Annotated in this window: 18 protein-coding genes; 14 read left to right on the top strand and 4 right to left on the bottom strand. The window is 38.2% G+C overall.

The genetic code is table 11. The features are described 5' to 3' along the window. The first annotated feature begins 49 nt into the window (after positions 1–49). Positions 50–1255 carry an SEC-C metal-binding domain-containing protein gene (locus ACY3XC_RS10585; RefSeq protein ID WP_464868519.1) on the top strand — a complete coding sequence of 402 codons (1206 nt, stop codon included), beginning with the start codon at positions 50–52 and terminating at the stop codon, positions 1253–1255. Between the two features lie 206 nt (positions 1256–1461). Here the strand turns inward: ACY3XC_RS10585 and ACY3XC_RS10580 are convergent, their stop codons facing one another. Next, positions 1462–2238, bottom strand: coding sequence for an arylamine N-acetyltransferase family protein (locus ACY3XC_RS10580; RefSeq protein ID WP_464868518.1), 777 nt, complete (start codon positions 2236–2238; stop codon positions 1462–1464). Positions 2239–2559: 321 nt separating this feature from the next. Here ACY3XC_RS10580 and ACY3XC_RS10575 point away from each other — a divergent pair, with 321 nt between their 5' ends. From ACY3XC_RS10575 to ACY3XC_RS10540, 8 genes are all read left to right on the top strand, one after another. Next, on the top strand, positions 2560–3480 hold the full coding sequence (locus ACY3XC_RS10575) for a hypothetical protein (protein WP_464868517.1): 921 nt from the start codon (positions 2560–2562) through the stop codon (positions 3478–3480). Between the two features lie 279 nt (positions 3481–3759). After that, entirely contained in the window at positions 3760–4350 is a 591-nt protein-coding gene (locus ACY3XC_RS10570) for a nucleotidyltransferase family protein (RefSeq protein WP_464868516.1), read from the top strand. A 166-nt stretch (positions 4351–4516) separates the two neighbouring features. After that, positions 4517–6679, top strand: a complete 2163-nt coding sequence (locus tag ACY3XC_RS10565) for a xanthine dehydrogenase family protein molybdopterin-binding subunit (RefSeq protein ID WP_464868515.1) — start codon at positions 4517–4519, stop codon at positions 6677–6679. Next, positions 6676–7152: a (2Fe-2S)-binding protein gene (locus ACY3XC_RS10560; protein ID WP_464868514.1), complete on the top strand. Its 477-nt coding sequence runs from the start codon at positions 6676–6678 to the stop codon at positions 7150–7152. The genes ACY3XC_RS10565 and ACY3XC_RS10560 overlap by 4 nt, the downstream gene beginning before the upstream one ends. Further along, the gene (locus ACY3XC_RS10555; RefSeq protein WP_464868513.1) at positions 7074–8006 is read left to right on the top strand and encodes an FAD binding domain-containing protein; all 933 of its coding nucleotides are present in this window, start codon (positions 7074–7076) and stop codon (positions 8004–8006) included. Before ACY3XC_RS10560 ends, ACY3XC_RS10555 begins: the two co-directional genes overlap by 79 nt. 21 nt (positions 8007–8027) lie before the next feature. Beyond that, on the top strand, positions 8028–8822 hold the full coding sequence (locus tag ACY3XC_RS10550) for an XdhC family protein (RefSeq protein WP_464868512.1): 795 nt from the start codon (positions 8028–8030) through the stop codon (positions 8820–8822). 170 nt (positions 8823–8992) lie between these two features. Beyond that, positions 8993–9964 carry an alpha/beta hydrolase family protein gene (locus ACY3XC_RS10545; RefSeq protein ID WP_464868511.1) on the top strand — a complete coding sequence of 324 codons (972 nt, stop codon included), beginning with the start codon at positions 8993–8995 and terminating at the stop codon, positions 9962–9964. A gap of 151 nt (positions 9965–10115) precedes the next feature. Then, entirely contained in the window at positions 10116–10919 is an 804-nt protein-coding gene (locus tag ACY3XC_RS10540; protein WP_464868510.1) for a metallophosphoesterase, read from the top strand. 240 nt (positions 10920–11159) lie between these two features. Here ACY3XC_RS10540 and ACY3XC_RS10535 read toward each other — a convergent pair whose 3' ends face one another. Beyond that, positions 11160–12047, bottom strand: coding sequence for a LysR family transcriptional regulator (locus ACY3XC_RS10535; protein WP_464868509.1), 888 nt, complete (start codon positions 12045–12047; stop codon positions 11160–11162). Between the two features lie 59 nt (positions 12048–12106). Continuing rightward, positions 12107–13072 carry a formylglycine-generating enzyme family protein gene (locus ACY3XC_RS10530; RefSeq protein ID WP_464868508.1) on the bottom strand — a complete coding sequence of 322 codons (966 nt, stop codon included), beginning with the start codon at positions 13070–13072 and terminating at the stop codon, positions 12107–12109. Between the two features lie 353 nt (positions 13073–13425). On the opposite strand from ACY3XC_RS10530, the gene ACY3XC_RS10525 reads away from it, so the two are divergent. After that, on the top strand, positions 13426–14049 hold the full coding sequence (locus tag ACY3XC_RS10525; protein ID WP_464868507.1) for a chromate transporter: 624 nt from the start codon (positions 13426–13428) through the stop codon (positions 14047–14049). Between the two features lies 1 nt (position 14050). Then, positions 14051–14590, top strand: a complete 540-nt coding sequence (locus ACY3XC_RS10520) for a chromate transporter (protein WP_464868506.1) — start codon at positions 14051–14053, stop codon at positions 14588–14590. A 147-nt stretch (positions 14591–14737) separates the two neighbouring features. Here the strand turns inward: ACY3XC_RS10520 and ACY3XC_RS10515 are convergent, their stop codons facing one another. Next, positions 14738–15463 carry a FadR/GntR family transcriptional regulator gene (locus ACY3XC_RS10515; protein WP_464868505.1) on the bottom strand — a complete coding sequence of 242 codons (726 nt, stop codon included), beginning with the start codon at positions 15461–15463 and terminating at the stop codon, positions 14738–14740. Positions 15464–15649: 186 nt separating this feature from the next. On the opposite strand from ACY3XC_RS10515, the gene ACY3XC_RS10510 reads away from it, so the two are divergent. From ACY3XC_RS10510 to ACY3XC_RS10500, 3 genes are all read left to right on the top strand, one after another. Beyond that, positions 15650–17152 (top strand): sulfatase-like hydrolase/transferase, encoded by a 1503-nt coding sequence (locus tag ACY3XC_RS10510; protein ID WP_464868504.1) that lies wholly within the window; start codon positions 15650–15652, stop codon positions 17150–17152. A gap of 187 nt (positions 17153–17339) precedes the next feature. After that, complete coding sequence (locus ACY3XC_RS10505) at positions 17340–18659, top strand: MFS transporter (protein ID WP_464868503.1); 1320 nt, start codon at positions 17340–17342, stop codon at positions 18657–18659. 334 nt (positions 18660–18993) lie between these two features. Further along, positions 18994–20136 (top strand): M24 family metallopeptidase, encoded by a 1143-nt coding sequence (locus tag ACY3XC_RS10500; RefSeq protein ID WP_464868502.1) that lies wholly within the window; start codon positions 18994–18996, stop codon positions 20134–20136. Positions 20137–20142: the final 6 nt, after the last annotated feature.

The raw sequence follows: 20142 nt of genomic DNA, 5'->3' as shown, positions 1-20142 counted from the left end.
TTGGTGTATTCTTCACTATATATAATAGGTATTAGAGTAGGTGTATAAAATGAGCGATAAAAAAGTGGAAGATGCTTTGGTAAAGGCATTCAATGGATTGAAAAATTTGCAAAGAGAACAAGAGGAAAAACAATACCAAAAACATTGGGGGGAAAGGAAGTTTCCTTTTACACTATTAGAAGGATTAGCTTCCTATACAAAAGCAGACCTCGACGATATTAGAAAAAAATTAGACCTTAAAAACGCAAGTAGTTTGAAAAAGTCAGAGTTGATTGCTTTGTTGGAAGAAAGGATTCCTGAGAATATTGAGAGCCTTTTCTCATTATGGGATATAGAACGTTTTAACATTCTCACCAATATAGCCGGTAATGGTGGTCAAATCATTGTACCAAACCTAGAGGCGAATCAAATTGAGTATTTTCGTGATAGCGGGTTGGTTTATACGGGGACTTTTGAAGGAAATAAAATGCTAGCTGTCCCTAATGAAATTATCGATCCAATCTTAGATTTACATAACAATTTAAAAATAAAGGAAACTGTAGCTAGAAATACTGAGTGGATAAGGCTAACAAACGGTCTTTTATATTATTATGGAACATTGAGTTTAACAAACCTACTAGAAATGCTGGAAAGTTATACAAAAGCAAAGATAAACATCCGAGAATACCTCGATGTAAATTTTGAAGCTAATACTTTTCGTAAGGAAAACTATAGTAATGAACATGGCTATTCTACTTTAAGAGTATTTGATTCGAAAAAAGTTATTAAGGAACAGCAAGCGAGAAAAACAGTACCTTACTTTCCTTTTTCAAAGCAACAACTCCTAATAGCTGGTGAACCAGGTTTTGTTGACAGGAATATAAGTTATACACAATTAGTGAACTTTCTTATACAAAACTTTAAAATAAATAAAGTGAAAGCAGATAGTATCGTAGAAGAATGTGTTTATGCCACGAGGATTGGCCATGGCCCTAATGATGTTCTAAATTATTTAAGTAAACAATTCGAAATTGATAGTTTAGATACCGTCAAAGCGTTAATGGATAAAGTTGTTCACCTGATGCATAACACGAGAGAATGGTTTCTTAAAGGATATACATCAACAGAATTAAGTGCACAGAGAAATAAGTATTTAAAACCTCTTCCAACCTCTAAAATCAACAATAGTGATAGCGAAAAGGTTGTTAAAATAGGCAGAAATGAGCCATGCCCTTGTGGAAGTGGGGAAAAATATAAAAAATGCTGCGGTAGATAACAAGAAAAGTGCCAGAACTATCCATAGATGTGGATAGTTCTGGCACTTTTTACGGTAGAAAGGATGACGAAGGGAACTCCGCACAGGCGGTTCTTAAGGAAACTATAACTATTATATAATTATATTATGTTAACTATTTAATTTGGGGAGGGTTCTCTTGGCCCAAGTTAGACAAGAGTGGACCAAAAGAACCGTCCCCAGGGTCCTTAGAGATTAAAATTGTCTTTTCGTATTTCATTGAATCTTTCTTCATCAATGTTTTCCTTATTTATTGCACTATCTACCCATTCTGTAAATGAAGTGTCAGTTAACGTTATGTTCCCTTTATCTGTTAGTTTGGTGATTATTGGTTTCTTATTAAAGGCAGATTCTGGATGTTCGATGATAATTCTTTGAACCTCGTTTAATTCAGTTATATTTTGAATTTCCTCTTTAGAATTAAAAGCGTATCCTATCTTCCAGTCTCCCTCTTTATGTTTCAATTTCATGTACAAAATATAATCCCCATGTTCACTGTCTACACGATCCACTCTGAATTCTCCATTACTAGAAACAACAGGCCCACCGCTTAAAGGAACAGGTTTTAATGGCAAGAACCCTCCAAAACCAGTATCCACGAGATAGATCTGCCCATTATGGGTAATAAGATTAACCACATGGGTATTCCCAGTCGCAGTCCATTGTTGATTTATATGATTATAAGTTACTCCCCGGATTAAGGTTGGGTTAAAGCCATTCTCATATAAGAAAAGGTAAAGAATTGAATTTAGTTCGTAACAAAGGCCGCCTTCATTTTGTTCTAGTATTTTACTCGTCAAATTTTCTTTTGTAATTTCCTTCGTTCTATTCTCGATAATACATAAATTCTTAAACGGAATGGCCTTCGCAGTCTTTTCAAGAACCATATCTAAATTTTGAAAAGTAATTACTTCATCTTGCGGGATAGCTATTCTATTACGAAATAGTAAGTTTATGTAACTCATTCTTGGGAACCTCCTTGATGCCTTCCATTGCTAAATGATATCAAAAAATTTAGGGTAACCCAAATAAGTAAGTGCTGCCGTAATTTACTAGGATTATTTGAAGGGAAAATATCATTTTATATATCATACTTATTAAACCGTACTTTAAGATTTAGCAGATAAAAATGGTGCTATAACTAGTCTAGTTCGAGAAATTTCCGGTTGTGACTGCATTTCTATTAAAAATGATTAAAATAACCTGATTCAAACGTACAAGCCACTTTTGGTAGTCTCCCATCTACTATTATGTAAGTGGAATTTATATGAAAGTAGGTGTTATAAATGCCAGTAGTTTCTATTATCAGTATTTTTACTAGGGGTGCTAGGTCAAGTGAAACACCCGAACTGCGTAATGCAAGGGTGCAAGCTGATATACAAAAAGCAAATGAAGTTTGGGGGACAGGGAACCAACCGGGTGTGGCTTGTGGTATTATTTTTGTTTCACAAAGTCTTTTTTACCGTCCTGAGGTGACAATCGACGCTTCTACTGTTACGAGTTCAACAGACCCAAGAATTATACAGGTGATCAATGAGGCAAGAGCCGCAACAAATTTCGCTACGGCGATCTATGTCGTTTATTTAAGTGGTGAAACCTTTAACGGAGGACATGTGGGAAATGCAGGTCCAGTGGTCGAAAACGTAACGAACACAAATCTTTATAGTATCTATGGACGATGCTCATTAAGTGATGGTGCCTTCGAAACGTATTTGCTTGCTCATGAAGTAGGTCATATTTTATTTTACCGCATTCTGAGCCTAAGCCCTATCGTCTCGACAATTAATGACCCTTCGAACCCTGGTGATGATCATAACAATGATCCTCAAAATATCATGTTCCCTTTTGTCCCTGCAATGAATCCCTACCTCAATGCTGCACAATGTACTGTAGCTCGTCAAAACAGAATTATTTTGGAAAATGCACAATTTACAGGTGTCACACAAGGTACTGCATTAACAGGTACTGGAAGCGGATTTGCAACTCAAAGTCAGTTCAATTCCATGGAGGATAATGAACCTAATGACAATTTCAATTCAGGGAATCATTGCAACTGTAATGACCCTCATCACCATCACAACTTACCGAAAATCGTCAAAATACTCAATGAAATGTTAGATTGTTGGATCGAAGATATGGGTCCGGAAAGACCTCAAATTTATCCAAAACCACCAAAATCAAAAAGGAAAAAAAAGGAGAGTAAATAATACTTCTAGCTAATAAAGATAAGGCAAAAGGGCCAGTTACTTGTTAAGTGACTGGTTCCTTTTTTTATGTGGGGAATAGGAAAAAAATATAAATTACCATATGTTAATTGATAATCATGATTATGTCGGAATAAACATAGCAAATAGCTGTATTGAATGTATAGTGAGACACATACATTATCCTAAAAAATATGAAAAATATCCCCATATCTTTAGCTAGGGGGATACTCATTAGACGAATAGAGATTAAGATTAAACGTTAATTAGAGGGTGATAAAAATGGAAGCAATCGTCTTAGCTGCCGGATATTCGCGCCGAGCAAATGCATTTAAAATGACTTTGCCACTGGGGCAAATGTCTGTGCTGGAGCAAACCATTTCTAAATTTGAAGGAATATGCAGCAGAGTCATCGTCGTTGCAGGGTTTAATGCGGAACTCATCCAAGAGGAAGTTGCAAAAATTTGCAATAAAAATGCCTTTTCATTTCAGATAAAGGTTGTTTACAATGAAAACTTTGACCAGGGAATGTTTACTTCAATTCAAAAGGGTTGCCAAGAAATAAATGCCTCAACTTTCTTCATAACACCCGGAGATTGTCCTCTTGTAAAAAGAGAGACGCTGAAGTTACTATCAGGGCACCATGGGAATGTAGTGATACCTAGTTTTCAATATAAAGGTGGTCACCCAATCAAACTATCCCTACTAGTAAAACAGAAAATTCTCGAAACCAATCCAGATAGTAATTTGCGCGGAGTCCTCAATGGTTATGAAAAGGACTACATAAATGTTGAAGATCCGGGAGTACTCATGGATGTTGATACACAGGAGGAATACCAAAAAGCCATTGACTATTATAATACTACTCTTTAGGGACGCTTCTCTTGGTTCAATCAAGTCGAAAAGTAGACCAATAGAACCGTCCCCACGGTCTTTTAATCAAATTCTTATATGAAATTAATCATAAAACATCATGTTTATTTATAAAATCGTAGGAAGAGGTTTTGTTTAAAAATGAGTCGAAGGGTGTTGTTGGAATGTGAATCTTAAAGACATAAGCACCTCAGTGCCCAGAAAGGACCATAAGGGTAAAGTATCGGGCCAGTTGCCTTATATTAGTGACGTGAAAGTGGAAAATATGGTGTATGGTGTTTTGTATCGCTCACCCATTGCTTATGGAAAAATCAAATCCATTCAATTACCAGATCTTCCGGAAGGCTATGAAGCGGTTGGGGCGGAGCATATCCCCGGACCGAATTATGTCAAAATTATCAAAGAAGATCAGCCTATTTTTGCTAATGAGTGGGTCAATTATATTGGCGAGCCGATTCTTATGCTCGTGGGAAAAGATCTAGATATCCTATATCGTTTGCTAGATGAAGTGAAGATTGAATTTGAAAAACATCAGGCTATATATACATTGGAGGAAGCCATCAAGCAAAAATCAGCACCAGGGGTTAATATGGCAAGCTATGAATTTGGGGAAAGCTTGGACACCATTACATCTATTGAACTAAAAGCACATCAAATCATCGTAGAAGAATACGATACAGGTTATCAGGAACATGTCTATCTTGAGCCACAAGGAATGCTCGCTATCTATAAGGATGATGAAATCGTTGTCCAGGGATCGATGCAATGTCTTTATTATATAAAAAATGCATTGGTAAATGCTTTAGCCTGTGGCGATGATGACGTCAGAGTGGTTCAAAGCCCTACCGGCGGAGGATTTGGCGGCAAAGAAGAATTTCCTTCGATGATGGCATGTCATGTAGCTGTAGCAGCAAAAGCAGTAAAAAAATCGGTAATGCTTGTGTTCGATCGTTCAGAGGATATGGTGGTAACGACGAAAAGGCATCCAGCCAAGCTTAAATATCGAACGGCCATAGATAAGGAAGGAAACATTCTGAGCATGTGTGTAGAGATTTTTTTAGATGGCGGAGCGAATGTGGGTTTGAGCTCAGTCGTGCTCCAGCGCGCCTTATTAAATAGTGCCGGTGTATATAAAATTCCTCATTTTCATGCAATAGGCTATGTCTTAAAAACAAATACGGTTCCGAATGGTGCCTTTAGAGGCTTTGGAGCTCCTCAAAGCTTCGCTGGAATCGAAAGTCATATCGGTCATCTTAGTAAACTAGCAAACAACGACCCACTGGAATATAAACGAAAATACCTCGTCAAACAAGGAGATCCCACCATCACCAAAGGAAATTTCCGCGACCCCATCTTAATGGAAGACATGATTGAAGACTTACTTAATACCTCAAATTACAAAAAGAAAAAGCGGGAATATCAGCAGTTCAATCAACAAAATCAGCGCTATAAAAAAGGCATTGGTACATCATTGTTCCTCCACGGCTGTGGATTTACAGGCAGTGGGGAAAGAGATCATATTAAAGCAAAGGTGAAGCTGGTTAAATCAAAAGATGACCAGGTGTCACTTAAAATATCAAATTCTGATATGGGACAAGGCATTTTGACGACGCTGAGTAAAATTGTCGCCAAAGAACTAGATCTTCCTTACGAAGAAGTTTTATACCCTTATCCCGATACAAAGGAGGTTCCTGACTCTGGCCCGACCGTAGCCTCCAGGACGACAATGATTGTCGGGAAATTACTTGAACGGGCTGCGAAAAAGATGAAGGCTCAGTGGCAGACAGGGGTGGAACAGGAAGTGGTGGAGAACTATGTTCACCGTGAAATGATTCCTTGGAACGAGTTGACCTTCACCGGAGATGCCTATCCGGCATATTCATGGGGCGTGAATATCGTTGAAGTAGAAGTGGATACGTTAACAGGAAATATTAAGCTTGAAAAAGTATACGCCAATTATGAAGTGGGGAAGGTCATTGATGACCGGGTTATGAAGGGCCAAATTGACGGTGGTTTAGCACAAGGATTGGCGTACGGATATTTAGAGAAGATGACTTCAAAAGAAGGAAGAATCCAACAAAAAAGCATAACGGATTATGGACCCCCAACCTCAATGGATGTTGTTTCAATACAAAGCAAAGTTTTTGATAATCCCTATGCGGATGGTCCATACGGGGCGAAGGGCGCTGGTGAATTAACATTAATCGGCGGAGCTCCAGCAGTCCAAGCGGCGATTGAGGATGCAGTGCAGACTCCTTTTCAGCAAATACCGATTACACCGGAAGTCATAATAGAAAGTCTTTATGTGAGAGAAGGTGAAGATGGTTGATTAAATTTACCCTGAATGGAAGAACGGTAGAAACAGATGCCCCTGCGACAGTGAGATTGCTAGATTTTATAAGAGATGATCAACTGTTAATTGGAACAAAGGAAGGATGCGGTGAAGGAGAATGCGGCGCCTGCAGCGTGTTTGTAAATAACCTCCTGCAAAACAGCTGTCTGATTCCAATTGGCTCCATTGAGGGAGCCGATATTGTAACAATAGAAGGAATCATGGAAAGTGATCAATTTATGATTTTAGATGAAAGCTATAGCAATGCTGGAGGAGTACAATGCGGCTACTGTATTCCTGGGATGGTCATGGCAAGTGCAGCTTTATTATCTCAAATCCCACATCCTTCAGAGGAAGAAATTCGGGAAGGGATATCCGGAAATCTATGCCGATGTACGGGCTACAACATGATTGTGGATGCGATAAACCTCGCAGCGAAAAAAGGGGACGGCTTATGGCAGAAAAAATAAGTGCGTATCGGTTCGATCGGTTAGACCAAACCTTAAGCCAATTGAATAAAGAAAACTGTGCGATCATTGCCGGAGGCACAGATGTCATGGTCATGTACAAAAGTCGAAGAGGAGTACCCCCTAAAATCCCGAAACCGATTGTTTTTATTGATCATCTATCTGAATTAAAGCAGGTGTATCAAAAGCAGAAGGATCTTCACATCGGGGCCTGCAGTACCTATAGTGAATTACTTGAAAACCCGCTCATTCCTTTCGTCTTAAAGAAGGCAATCAAAACCATTGCGGCACCGGCCATTCGAAACAGAGGGACTCTGGGAGGAAATATTTGCAACGCCTCCCCGGCGGGTGACACATTGCCATTATTATATGTTTACAACGCAAAACTATTGCTCCGGTCTATAAAGGGTGATCGCACCGTTCCCATTAGCGACTTTATTCAAGGTGTGCGAAGAGTTCAACGAGAGTCCAATGAAATTCTAGCTGAGATTATATTGCCGTCCGTACTAGAAGAAGGAGCTCATGTTGTTTTTGAAAAAGTCGGCAACCGCAACGCAGACGCTATTGCCAAAGTAGGGTTTGCAGGATATATCCGGTTAAATGGTGCTGTGATTGATGATGTTCGCTTTGCTTTCGGGGCGGTCGGTCCTACAATGGTTCGTTCCGTAGATATTGAGAAGATGCTATTAGGGAAGACCATACCATTAGCAGATTCAGACATCTCTCAGGTGGTGGCAGCCTTCGATAAAATCATTAAACCCATTGACGATCAGCGCTCGACTGCTATATACAGAAAGACCGTCGCCTTAAATCTCCTGCGTTATTTTCTTAGCATGAAACAATTACAACATAATTAATGTTAAAAAGGGGGGAGCTATATGCTGCTAATGGAAAAAGTCGCCTTGCTGAATCGTCAAAACGAAACCTTTGCTCTAGCCATGATTATCGAATCAAAGGGCTCAACTCCCAGGCATGTTGGAAAAATGATTGTCTACCGTGATGGTACGATTGAAGGGACTGTCGGCGGAGGTTTAGCTGAACACTATATCATCGAAGAAAGTGTAAATGCAATCCAACTCGGTAAATCGAAAATTGTTGAATACAAACTAAATAAACATGCTAAAGATGGAATCCAAATGAATTGCGGCGGTACGCTAAGGGTGTTCATTGAAGTTTATACTAGCAGGCCAGAACTTGTCCTAGCTGGAGCCGGTCATTTAGCAAATGCGCTATCAAAGCTTGCCGATTCCCTTGAATATCCTTATTGCATTGTCGATGATCGCCCAGGTTATGCAACCAAGGACCGCTTCCCTAATGCGACCAACATATTTGTGAACGAGGATATTGGAGAGGCTCTCCTCGCCGCCAGCCTAAACGAAAAATCATATGTGATCATTGTGACAAAAGATCGCGATGATATTGTCTTAAAAACAGCGTTACAATTTCCGATTGCTTATGTGGGGATGGTTGCCAGCAAGCGCAAAACGATAACCATTTTTGAAAAAATAAAAAGTGAAGGTGTCACAGAAGAACAGCTTGAGCAGGTACATTCTCCAATAGGTTTAGAGATAGGTGCGGAAACAACGGAGGAAATTGCCATCAGTATTATCGGAGAAATCATCAAACTAACCAAGGAAACCAAGCCGACAAAAGTGAAACAATTAACGAGGTAAGAATAATTATAGAGTGCCTGTCATAACAGTGACAGGCACCTTTATTAATGAATATTGTAAAAACGAACATAAATAAATGAACGATTTTGCTTGTTTAGATGTACTATCTTTAATGAATAAAATTAATAAGATAAGTAAGTTTAAATAAATGATAAAAGGCGATGAATAGGATGAGTAAAGAGTTTGAAGTGACGATACCAGGGCAATTTCCATTAGCCGCAACATTAACCATCCCAGAAGGCAGCATTGAAAAATATCCAATAGTGGTAATGGTACACGGAAGTGGTCCAACCGATCGGGATTCCAATACAAAAGGAATGCCGATGAATATTTTTAAGGAATTAAGTGAAGTCGTTGCTACAGAAGGGTTTGCGAGTATACGATATGATAAACGAGGAGTAGGAGCGAGTAAAGGGGACTTTTATGAAGCGGGAGTGCACGATTTAATTGATGACGCACAGGCTGTGTTAGAGTTTGCAAAAAATCATCCAAGCATAGACGAAGAGAATGTAATTTTACTAGGACATAGTGAAGGTAGTATTTTAACGCCATTTGTGAATGAAAAAGTTCCGGTCGATGGGATCATTCTCCTAGCAGGTACAGCAGAACCTCTAGCCGATACGATGACTTGGCAGCGTGAAGCAATCATCAATGATGTAAAAGGGTTTCAAGGCTGGTTACTTCGATTATTAAAAGTTGATAAAAAAATCACAAAAATGAATGATGATTTAATAAAGGCGCTGCTTGCATCGGATGAGCCGGTTATTAAGTATAAAGGGAAAAAGATTAATGCGAAATGGAATCGAGAGCATATACACTTTGATGTTTCACAACCATTACAAAAGATTACTTGTCCTGTCCTTGCGATTACAGGTACAAAGGATGTTAACGTAAAGGTCAGCGACCTAGAAAAGATTAAAGCACTGGTTCAAGGTGAATGTGAAACACATATGATTCAAGATATGACTCATTTGCTTCGTAAAACAGATATTGAATACAGCATAAGCAAAATCATGAATCATAATAAAAAATTGCTGAAACAACCCCTTGATGCTGAACTAAAAGATAAAATTAATAATTGGTTAAGAAATTGGAAGAGCAGACAGGTTAACATCGATAAATCTGAAATGCTGGTAAAATGAATCTCCAGATCTAGTTTAGAGGCGGAACTCGACACTGTCTACTGGAGAAGCTAGAGCAGCACTTTGGGAACAAAATAGAATAACAAATCTGGGTATTTCCCTGTTAAACTGAAAGTGTGAGAGATTATTTACATATAAGGGGTGAATGAGGATGAAAATAGCTGTTCTATCGGACATTCATGAAGGGTTGAATCGGAAAAATACGAAAACAGATATCTTAGATATAATCAAAAGATGGATAGAAACCCATTCACCTGATGTATTTATCATAGCTGGTGATATGACAGCCAAGCCGGAAAAGGCGCTTACCCATTTGAACCGCTTACAAAATGAATGCCCGCAAACCAGACTTTTGTTCGTACATGGAAATCATGATATTTATGGGGAAAACTCAACAAGTGCCTATGAAACATTGTTGAAGTTTCCTGGTAACCTGGGGAATGGTCCGGTACAACTGACGGACGAATGGGTAATGATTGGCGATGGAGGTTGGTACGATTATAGTTTTGGGATACCTGAATATACGAGTGAACAGTTTTCGATGGGTACCTTTAAAGACTTTACTTGGCCTGATAAGCAGTTTGCAAATTGGCAAGGAACAGATACAGAAGAGACAAACCGTTATGTAAGGAAGCTGGAGCACTGGCTGCGGGAAAATAGCGGGAAAAAGATTATTATGGTTACACATATGGTTCCCTTCGAACAATTTGTCCAGTGCAAAAATGAGCCTGAATGGGATTTTTTCAATGCGATGATGGGGAGCAAACAGTTCGGGGAACTTGCTGTGAAATATGGTGTTCAAAAATACATATTCGGTCATATTCACACCCGGCATCATGAAACCTATAAAGGGATTGAATTGATATGCAACCCACTCGGATACTTTCCAGATGAATGGAATAATCTATCCCCTGAAAAAGAAATATTTTCCGCCATTAAAATAGTTGAAATTTAAGCATAAAATGGATTGCTGTTATTGGGAAAACCCATATAAATTAGAAATAGAAAAAACACCCCTGTATCGTATAGGATCATAAACGACTATGGTGGTGTTTTTATTTGGAGGAAAACTTGGGTATAAGTTGGAATAACCCATTCCTATTTTGACTTTTTGAGATTTGAATGTAAACAACTCCGCACGATTGTAATTTAAATACAGCTGTTTGCCTCTTTCTACTATTATGAATGAAGGTGTTCAATAATAACTACGAATAAAATGGATGAAATACTTCAAACCCGATTTCCTGAATCGATTCGTTTTTTGTACCATCCATAAATCTCTTGATATATTAAAATCAGAAACCTTCAATTCATGTAAAATACCGTATTTTAACTCCATTGCAACGGTTAACCTGGGAAGAATACTAACACCTAAATCTGCCGCCACAGCACTTTTAATAGATTGATAACTTCCTAGCTCCATCTCACTATTGATTTTTTCAAGAACCCCATATTCTTGCAATGCATTCTCTACAATTTGGCGTGTTCCTGAATCAGCTTCTCTCCAAATCATTTTTTCTTCCGACAAATCATCAATATCGATTTTACCCTTCTTCTTCCAGTGGTGATGAGGTGATATAACTAAAATCAACTCATCATCAGTAAATTTTTCTGTAATAAACTCATCATTCTCTACAGCACCTTCAACGAATGCTATATCAATATCATAGTTTTCCAACTTTGATAGAATATTCGGTGTGTTACCGATGGATAGACTAAACTTTAATTCAGGGTAGTTTTTGCTAAAGTTTCCAAGCAAACCAGGTAACAAGTATTCCCCGATGGTTGAGCTTGCCCCCACATTAAGCACGGTTTCTTGGATTGCCGTGATCTCTTGAATGGCCTCAAAAGATCTTTTGGAGTATTGAACTATTTCTTTAGCATAAGGGTAGAGTACTTCACCAGCCTCTGAAAGGGTTAACTTACCAGCGGTTCTCTCAAATAATTTAGCTCCATATAGTTCCTCTAATTGACGAATCTGCCTAGTAACAGCAGGCTGTGATACGAAGCTTAAGCGCGCAGCCTTACTAATGCTTCCTTCGTCGACCACTAGACAAAACATTCTTAAGCTTTCTAAATTCATCTAATTTATCCCGCCTTATTTAATATCTGGAAAAACGATTATCAGGTTTTTTATATCTGCTATACATCTGCAACACAACGAAAACCAAGGTGCCCTGATGTACTATCAGGTGTATTTGAGGTGCGTGCAGCAACGCGGTAACGGTTACAATAAGACTTATGGCACAAATACGAACCGCCACGCATAACTTTCGTTTCTCCTGTTACAGGTCCTTGAGGATTTGTTCGTCCTCCTCTGTTATGAATGCTTCGACTAAACCAATCTGAGCACCATTCCCACACGTTTCCTGAAACATTATAAAGACCATAACCGTTAGGAGGAAAAGATTTAGCAGGAGCAGTTCCTTCATAACCATCATCTTTCGTATTTTCATGTGGAAATTTTCCCTGCCAAATATTGCAATAATGGTTACCATTTGGAGTAAGATCATCTCCCCATGGATATAATTTCTTCTCAAGACCGCCACGAGCCGCAAATTCCCATTCAGCTTCGGTAGGCAATCGTTTTCCAGCCCACTTGCAAAAGGCATTTGCATCATTCCAGGATATATGGACAACAGGGTGATTCATTCGATGTTCAATCGTTGAATTGGGTCCTTCTGGTTGGTACCAATAAGCATCATGAACACCATACCACCAAGGTGTATTCACTACTTGTTGAGCTTGAACTGAAGGATTTTGTGAAACGAAACCATAAAATACAAACGACCAGCCAAACTGTTCTGCCTCTGTCGTATAATTTGTTGCTTTGACAAATTCGTTAAATTCAGCATTTGTTACAGCATATGTGTCTATTAAAAATGGCTTCACTTTTACCTTTCTTATTGGTCCTTCGCCATCTGCGGGGAAGCCTTCTTTTGAATCTGTACCCATAAAAAATTCCCCGCCAGGGATATACACCATTTTATCCTGAAATAAGGTTTTGTTGGGTTCACTGTCATGAATAGGATGTGTTTGTATTTCGGTTTTATTGGTGGAGGTATCTCTTTTTATAGAACAGCAGGACATATTCACTTCGTTTGTCATATTTTCACTCCTTATTTTTCTAAATAAATACTCTTAATCTTGCTTAAGGGATAGTAGTTACAATTAGGAACACTCAAATAGTTTTAATAGAGTTTATCATATTTAGATACTTAGATATAGAGTACCATTTCTGTTTTTATTTGAAATAAATGCACCCGTAACATCATAGAAAATGTTGCACTTTGATTACACTAAGGCTAACACATTGAAAGGGAATATATAAGTATAACAAAATGTTATAACCTATGCATTTGTTGCAATATACCTCCTGCCTTATCCATGTTACCGTAGTAGGTAAGAACAACTTAACGTTGGATTCCTTATCGGCTATGATGAAACGAAGGAGAATGCATATGAAGGATGAATGGAAAAGGTTATTTCAGATTTTCTGGACTTTTTTTAAAATTGGACCAGTAACTTTCGGCGGAGGGTATGCCATGATCCCGCTAATAGAAAGGGAAGTCGTCCATAAAAAGAAGTGGGTGAAAATTGAGGATGTGACGGACGTGTTTGCTCTTGCTGAGTCCATACCAGGGGCCATCGCCATCAATTCTTCAACTTTTATTGGGTACCGAATTGGTGGAATAAAAGGGGCAGTTGCTGCATTATTAGGTGTATTTTTACCAACTTTTTTTATCGTAGTGGTACTTAGTATCCTTTTTCTGCAGATTCAGGATAACCCAAAAATTGAAGCAGCTTTTAAGGCAATACGGGCCTCGATTGTAGCTTTAATTGCTTATGCAGGGTATATGATTGGCAAAACAGCCATAATTGATAAAACAACTTTAATCATTTCCTTTGGAGCCATGTCTGTTTTATTATTTTTCCATATTCACCCTGTGTTAATTATTTTACTTGGTATTCTTCTTGGAATCGTACTTGTTCAGATCAAACAGCGTTTGGGGTGTGCTCCTGAAAAAAAGGAAAAATACATTTCTAAAGATGAAAGAGAATGGTTTATGGGGGAAGGGATATAAAGTGATACTAGTCGAATTATTTTGCTCCTTCTTATTAATAGGGTTTGTTTCATTTGGCGGCGGGTATGCAATGATACCAATCATCGAGATGGAGGTATTAAAGAAGGGCTGGATGACAACACAGCAGTTTACAGATGTCATAGCAGTGGCAGGTATGTCACCAGGACCGATTGCCACAAATAGTGCGATTTTTGTCGGCTATCATGTTAAAGGGATGACGGGTGCCATTTCAGCAGGTTTGGGTATGGTGCTTCCATCTTTAATCCTTGTAATCATTATTGCGATGTTTTTTAAACGATTCAATAAAAATAAACATGTGGAATCTGCATTTTATGGCTTAAGACCGATTATTACCGGGCTAATCGGATATGCAGCAATCAAATTTGCTATTAGCAATCACCTAGCGGATTCCGTTACATGGCACTCTTTTAGCCTAATACTAATATTTTTATTATCTCTTTTTGCTTTAATAAAACTTCGTTTACATCCGGCCTTAGTCATCCTTATGTCTGGAATATTGGGTGCGGCAATATACTCATAAGTAAATATCTCATAAAGCATGATCAATCATATATGAATGATCATGCTTTTGTTATTAACACATGAAATAGCTCTGCAAGGAATAAATCAAAATTTTTGCCCGTTTTATAAAGAAAAAACGGACAAGTATGATGTCCGTTTTTGAATGTTATATCGTTATACCTTTATGACCGATCAAAGAAAAGTCCTTCTTAAAGTGTTCAAGGTGGTTTGCCATTTTTTCTTCAGCATGTTTTTGGTCGCCAAGTTCAATAATGTCATAAATCTCTTGTAGTTCTTTAGCGAGTTCAACTTTAAATTCATCTGTCGAGCTTATTAATTGAAACATTGGTTTTAACACGTTCATAATTGACTCCATTGTTACAAATATTAGGGAGTTATGAGAGGCTGTTGCAAGGGCACGATGAAAATCAAAATCTCGTTCGAAATATTCATAATCCGTTAACCCTTCATGAGGGTCAGGTATTAAACTTTTTAATTTTTTCAGGTCTTCATCTGTTCTTCTTACAGCTGCTAGTCCACATGTTTTTATTTCTAAAACAATGCGATAATCAATCAGTTCATCAATTGAAAACCCTTTCAAAACTAATGACAGTGAAATGTAATTTTTGAAGTCGTAAATAAAAGATTCAGGTGAAATATCGGTAATAAAGTGGCCACCTTTTGCCCCAGGTCGAGAAACAAGCAGTTTTGAAGCTGTAAGTAATTTTAATGCGTCCCTTATGGTTGGACGGCTTACTTGAAAAAGATCCGCCAATTCCTGCTCGGAGGGCAACTTATCTCCTTTTTTTAATTGCCCACTTACAATCGATTCTTTTATTTGCTCGACAATTTGTTCGGGAAGAGTAAGTAATTTCCTGTTTAGAATTTTCATAATTTTCCCCCTTTTTGTTCATCATAATAAAAAAAGAAATAAAATGCAATTTCTAAATGTAAATTTTTTTTACAAATGTTAATATTTACACATTTGCAGTTATCTGATAAATTACAAATAGGAAATTTTCCGAATGTTTATAAAATTTGGTTTTGTATTTTAATTAATTAGGAGGTTGAATGGATCTTGAATGAACAGCAACCCAATATCGTTTTGATTACATGTGACCATTTAAGGGCAGACCATTTAGGATGTGCTGGACATCAAGTGATTCAGACACCACATATTGACCAGCTAGCACGAAATGGTGTTCGATTTGAAAACGCTTACTCCACTACACCTATCTGCATCCCGGCTCGTGCATCGATTATGACTGGGTTGGAAGGTCATAGTCTTGGCTTAACAGAGTTTAAAAAAGGTTTTGAACTTCCTGTCACAGAAACTTTGCCTCAATTATTAAAAGAGGAGGGTTACCAAACAAAGGTTGTCGGAAAGATGCATGTCTTTCCAGAACGTTGTCATTATGGCTTCGAAACAATGCTCTTATGTGAGGAAGGTGCCAGATTTGGTGATTACCTTGGAGAGAATAGGGGGTATGACGACTATGAAAATTGGTTAGCCGAACAAGGATATCCAGGCATGGCATTTTCCCATGGGATATCTGTCAACGAATACGCGACAACCCCTTGGCATCTCCCAGACCATTTACATCCAACTGAATGGATTGGAACTAATGCTTGCAAAGAAATTAGAAGACGTGATTGGACTCGACCATTATTTCTCTGGGCGTCTTTTACAGCTCCGCACCCTCCATTAACACCGCTAATGAAGGATTTGTATATGTATGAAGGAGATGAGATCCCAATGCCTGTATATGGTGATTGGAGCGAGGTCCACCCATCCTTTCATGCTTTGAATCTTTCATTTGGAGAAGGGAAGACGGACAAGCAGATTGCATTAGCAAGAAAGGCTTATTATGCTTCCGTTACCCAGATTGATCGCCAGGTTAATAGAATTATAGGAACGCTTAGGGAACAAGGACAGTTGGAAAATACTTGGTTTATCTTTACATCTGACCATGGAGATAATTTAGGTGATCATCATCTTTGGCAAAAAGCAAACTTTCTCGAAGGTGCTTCTAATATCCCGTTTATCATTACCCCTCCATTGAGCGGAGAGTATGATGATTCAGTTAGTCCGGATTGGCTGCCAGGAAGAGTTAGTCAATCAGTTGTGGGATTACAAGATTTATTGCCGACTTGTCTAGATATTGCTAAGGGAAGGGTGCCTGAAAACATCGATGGAAAAAGCCTTTTAACGATTGTAAAAGAACCTGAGGAATTGGTTAGGGAGGTAATTTTGGGTGAATTCGGTCGTACCGGTAAACGCTCATTCATGTTAACAGATGGTCATTGGAAGTTTATTTGGTACGAAGAGGATGGAATGGAACTACTTTTTAATCTTCGTGAAGACCCAAAAGAGCTGAAAAATCTTTCGAATATTGAACTTGATATGAAAACCATTTGGAGAGAAAGAATGGTAAACATACTATCCGAAAGGGAAGAGGATCCTGCAACGGATGGCGTGAATTTATGTGCCTCAGAGCCTGGGCATATGGTATCAAAAAAAGAACTGACAAAAGTTATTAATATGGAATGGCCATACAGTCATCCATATGGGTTGAGGTAATAAAATAGGTAGGACAGTGTAAATAAGATAGAAGAAAAACTCTGAAATCCTGTACATATGGTTGAAGATATCTTATATGGGTTCAACCTATTTACAGGATATCAAGGATTTTATTATATTTTTTCTGAATATTCAAAATTTAAATTTTATTAGGTGTTCAATTAATTTTAGGAAGGTGGAAGGAAATATGAAACAGGCCCCAAAATACGTTGTACTAGAACAAGAGAGAAGCGGGAAAATTTCCAAAACAGGCTGGACGATGCTCTCGTTATTATTCTTCTCTTTTCTGATTAACTTTGCAGACAAGTCCATAATTGGATTGTCCTCCGTACAACTTATGAAAGAATTAGATTTAAGTCCTTCCCAATGGGGAATTTTAGGAAGTTCGTTTTTTTGGACTTTTACACTAACAGGTTTTATCGGCGGCTTTCTGACTGATTATTTTGGACCAAAGAAAATGCTTGCATGGATTACAGGTATATGGTCATTTGTTCAGTTTGCTACACTGTTTTCATTCAACTTACCCTATTTAATTGTTACTAGGATGATCTTAGGAGCTGGAGAAGGCCCTGCGTATACCGTTAGTATGACAGCAGGGGCTAGATGGCTTCCAAAAGACAAATTAGGATTTGGTTTTACGCTCATTAATCTTGGAGGAAATGTCGGGGTTGCTCTTTATATGCCTCTGCTTGTATACGTGATTGCAGAGTTTGGCTGGCGGTATGGTTTTATCATGACCGGGATATTGGGGATTATCTGGATTATCCTTTGGATAATTTTTGCAAAAGATAATCCAGATGGTGCCAAACAAGTGAAAGAAGCTTTGAAGCAAACTGCTGGGTCCCCTTCTACATCTACTTGGGCTGAAATCTCACCAATCTTACGTTCGAAAAATTTTTTACTCTTAGTTTGTATTGGGTTTTCTTCTTACTGGATTTTTTCTGTATTGTTAACATGGCTGCCAAATTATCTGGCGACGATCCGAAACATGAGCGAAGCCTACACAGCCTATCTATGGGCAGCTCAAGCACTGGGACAAGTTACGATTGCCTTGTTCTCTGACCATCTCTACCGTAAAACTGGCAGTGTAAGAAAATCACGTGTATTCGTTTTAGGCTCAATCGCTGTGAGTTGTGGAATCCTTTTCTATTTTGCTCCACTTGTCGGTTCAAATCTATTATCCGTTGCCATGTTTGCTATGGGAGTTGGGATGGGAGCTGTATTCTTCGTTCTTCTACCAGCGATCTTAGATTCGTTTGTCCCAGATAAACATCGTGCTAAAATTCTTGGAACCCTCATGTCTTTAGTCTATACCGCTGGAATTATTGGTCCTATTATTACTGGAATTATCATTGAGAACTCTGCTAGTTCATTGGCTGGATTTAGCAATGCCTTTCACTTTTTGGCGTATATGCTAATTATTTTTGGAACCATCTTTATTCTATTCTGTAAACCTGATGAAAAAATTGAAGTGGATACCATTGCTAATAAAGAGGCCGAAATGTAATAATTTCTTACAAAACTACTAATTTGACAGAGGGAAGAATGTGAATACCCAGTATTCCATTGTATTTCCTCATTTTTTTTTGACCTTTTAAGTAAATGTTTCCTATCATTCCTACCAATCCTTTTAATTAAATTGATTAATCTTAATTGTAAAGAAAATATACAATTAAAACGATGTACATCGATCGAAATGTTTGATAAATTAAAAATATATAAATTTTCAAAATTTTCTATTTAAGGGATATTTTAATTAAATGCAGTTTTAATTAATTAACTTTAAAACTAGAAAACTAGAAATTATTATGAATCATTTAAAAAATTCGGAGGTGTTTGTAGTGACTACAGTAATTGAATCAAAGAAAGAAACAATTATGAAACAAAGGTGGAAGAATCTTGAAAGGGAAATGGAAAAGAATCAATTAGATTCCGTGATTGTATATGGGAAAGGGGCGCTTACCCTTTATGGGAACCTATTCTACTATGGCGGATATTTCCCTATTGTTAGACATGGATTTGTTCTTTATAAAAAGGGAGAAAAGCCGGTTGCATACTACAATACCCGAGCAGATTACTTTCTAGCAAAAGACATGGGAACGGTTGAAGACGTTCGTTACGTAGGCACAGGAGATGTCATTCATAGTGAAAACGGTTTATATGCCGAAATTGTTAAGGAAATCAATGATTCCAATCCTAGTAAAGTTGGCTTTGTTGGCTTGAAATCTCATTTAAATTACGAACAACATGAGTATTTTATAAAAGAAATCAATGCAGAAGTTGTCGATGCAACAGGAATGGTAGAAGAGCTTAAGAAGATTAAATCGGAAGAAGAAATCGATATGATTCGTCAGGCGTTTGCTCTAGCTGAAAAAAGCTTCGCAGGTTTTAAAGATGTGATTCGTCCAGGCAGAACATCCTCTGAAATTGCTGCCGATATCGAAAAGGTGGCTAGAGGAGGCGGGGCGATTGATACCTTAATCTTCGTTGAAGAAGGCGCTTACTTTTTACGTAAAGCCACTCAAACACCTATTAGTGAAACAGCATTAGTCACAGCTTATGTGGAGTTAATAGATGAAAATGGCTATTGGGTCGAAAAGGGTGGATTATTCGCAATAGGTGACTTGCCACAGGAAACGTTAGACCTTGCCAATGCTTGTGTGGCGGCCATGAAGGAAGTCAAACAAACAATCAAGGCTGGAATTACGGTAGGGGAAGTGGCAAATGCCATTCATAAACACACAGACCACCTGAATGTAAAAATGGGAATTTGGCATGGGCATGGAGTAGGGGTTGACCATGACATTCCAAATATTATGGATGACAGCAAAGTGGTATTAGAGGAGGGCATGGTCCTCAGTATTCATCCAAACTTTTCTGACGCTAATGAAACAGTTGGAGCAAGTATCGCAGATGTGTTGGTCGTCCGTAAAGACGGAGCAGAGTCTCTAAGTAAATTATCCTATGACATTACGTATCTCTAAGATGAA

Source organism: Bacillus sp. CZDM1, from assembly GCF_055502545.1.
The sequence above is the reverse complement of the archived record's forward strand: the minus strand, read 5'-3'. Positions and strand labels throughout refer to the sequence as shown.

Bases quoted from the DNA above. Each gene is read 5' to 3' on its own strand.
- ACY3XC_RS10540 (WP_464868510.1), top strand. From the start codon at position 10,116: ATGAAAATAGCTGTTCTATCGGACATTCATGAAGGGTTGAATCGGAAA.
- ACY3XC_RS10585 (WP_464868519.1), top strand. From the start codon at position 50: ATGAGCGATAAAAAAGTGGAAGATGCTTTGGTAAAGGCATTCAATGGA.
- ACY3XC_RS10530 (WP_464868508.1), bottom strand. From the start codon at position 13,072: ATGACAAACGAAGTGAATATGTCCTGCTGTTCTATAAAAAGAGATACC.
- ACY3XC_RS10525 (WP_464868507.1), top strand. From the start codon at position 13,426: ATGAAGGATGAATGGAAAAGGTTATTTCAGATTTTCTGGACTTTTTTT.
- ACY3XC_RS10515 (WP_464868505.1), bottom strand. From the start codon at position 15,463: ATGAAAATTCTAAACAGGAAATTACTTACTCTTCCCGAACAAATTGTC.
- ACY3XC_RS10550 (WP_464868512.1), top strand. From the start codon at position 8,028: ATGCTGCTAATGGAAAAAGTCGCCTTGCTGAATCGTCAAAACGAAACC.
- ACY3XC_RS10535 (WP_464868509.1), bottom strand. From the start codon at position 12,047: ATGAATTTAGAAAGCTTAAGAATGTTTTGTCTAGTGGTCGACGAAGGA.
- ACY3XC_RS10580 (WP_464868518.1), bottom strand. From the start codon at position 2,238: ATGAGTTACATAAACTTACTATTTCGTAATAGAATAGCTATCCCGCAA.
- ACY3XC_RS10545 (WP_464868511.1), top strand. From the start codon at position 8,993: ATGAGTAAAGAGTTTGAAGTGACGATACCAGGGCAATTTCCATTAGCC.
- ACY3XC_RS10575 (WP_464868517.1), top strand. From the start codon at position 2,560: ATGCCAGTAGTTTCTATTATCAGTATTTTTACTAGGGGTGCTAGGTCA.
- ACY3XC_RS10570 (WP_464868516.1), top strand. From the start codon at position 3,760: ATGGAAGCAATCGTCTTAGCTGCCGGATATTCGCGCCGAGCAAATGCA.
- ACY3XC_RS10505 (WP_464868503.1), top strand. From the start codon at position 17,340: ATGAAACAGGCCCCAAAATACGTTGTACTAGAACAAGAGAGAAGCGGG.
- ACY3XC_RS10555 (WP_464868513.1), top strand. From the start codon at position 7,074: ATGTACGGGCTACAACATGATTGTGGATGCGATAAACCTCGCAGCGAA.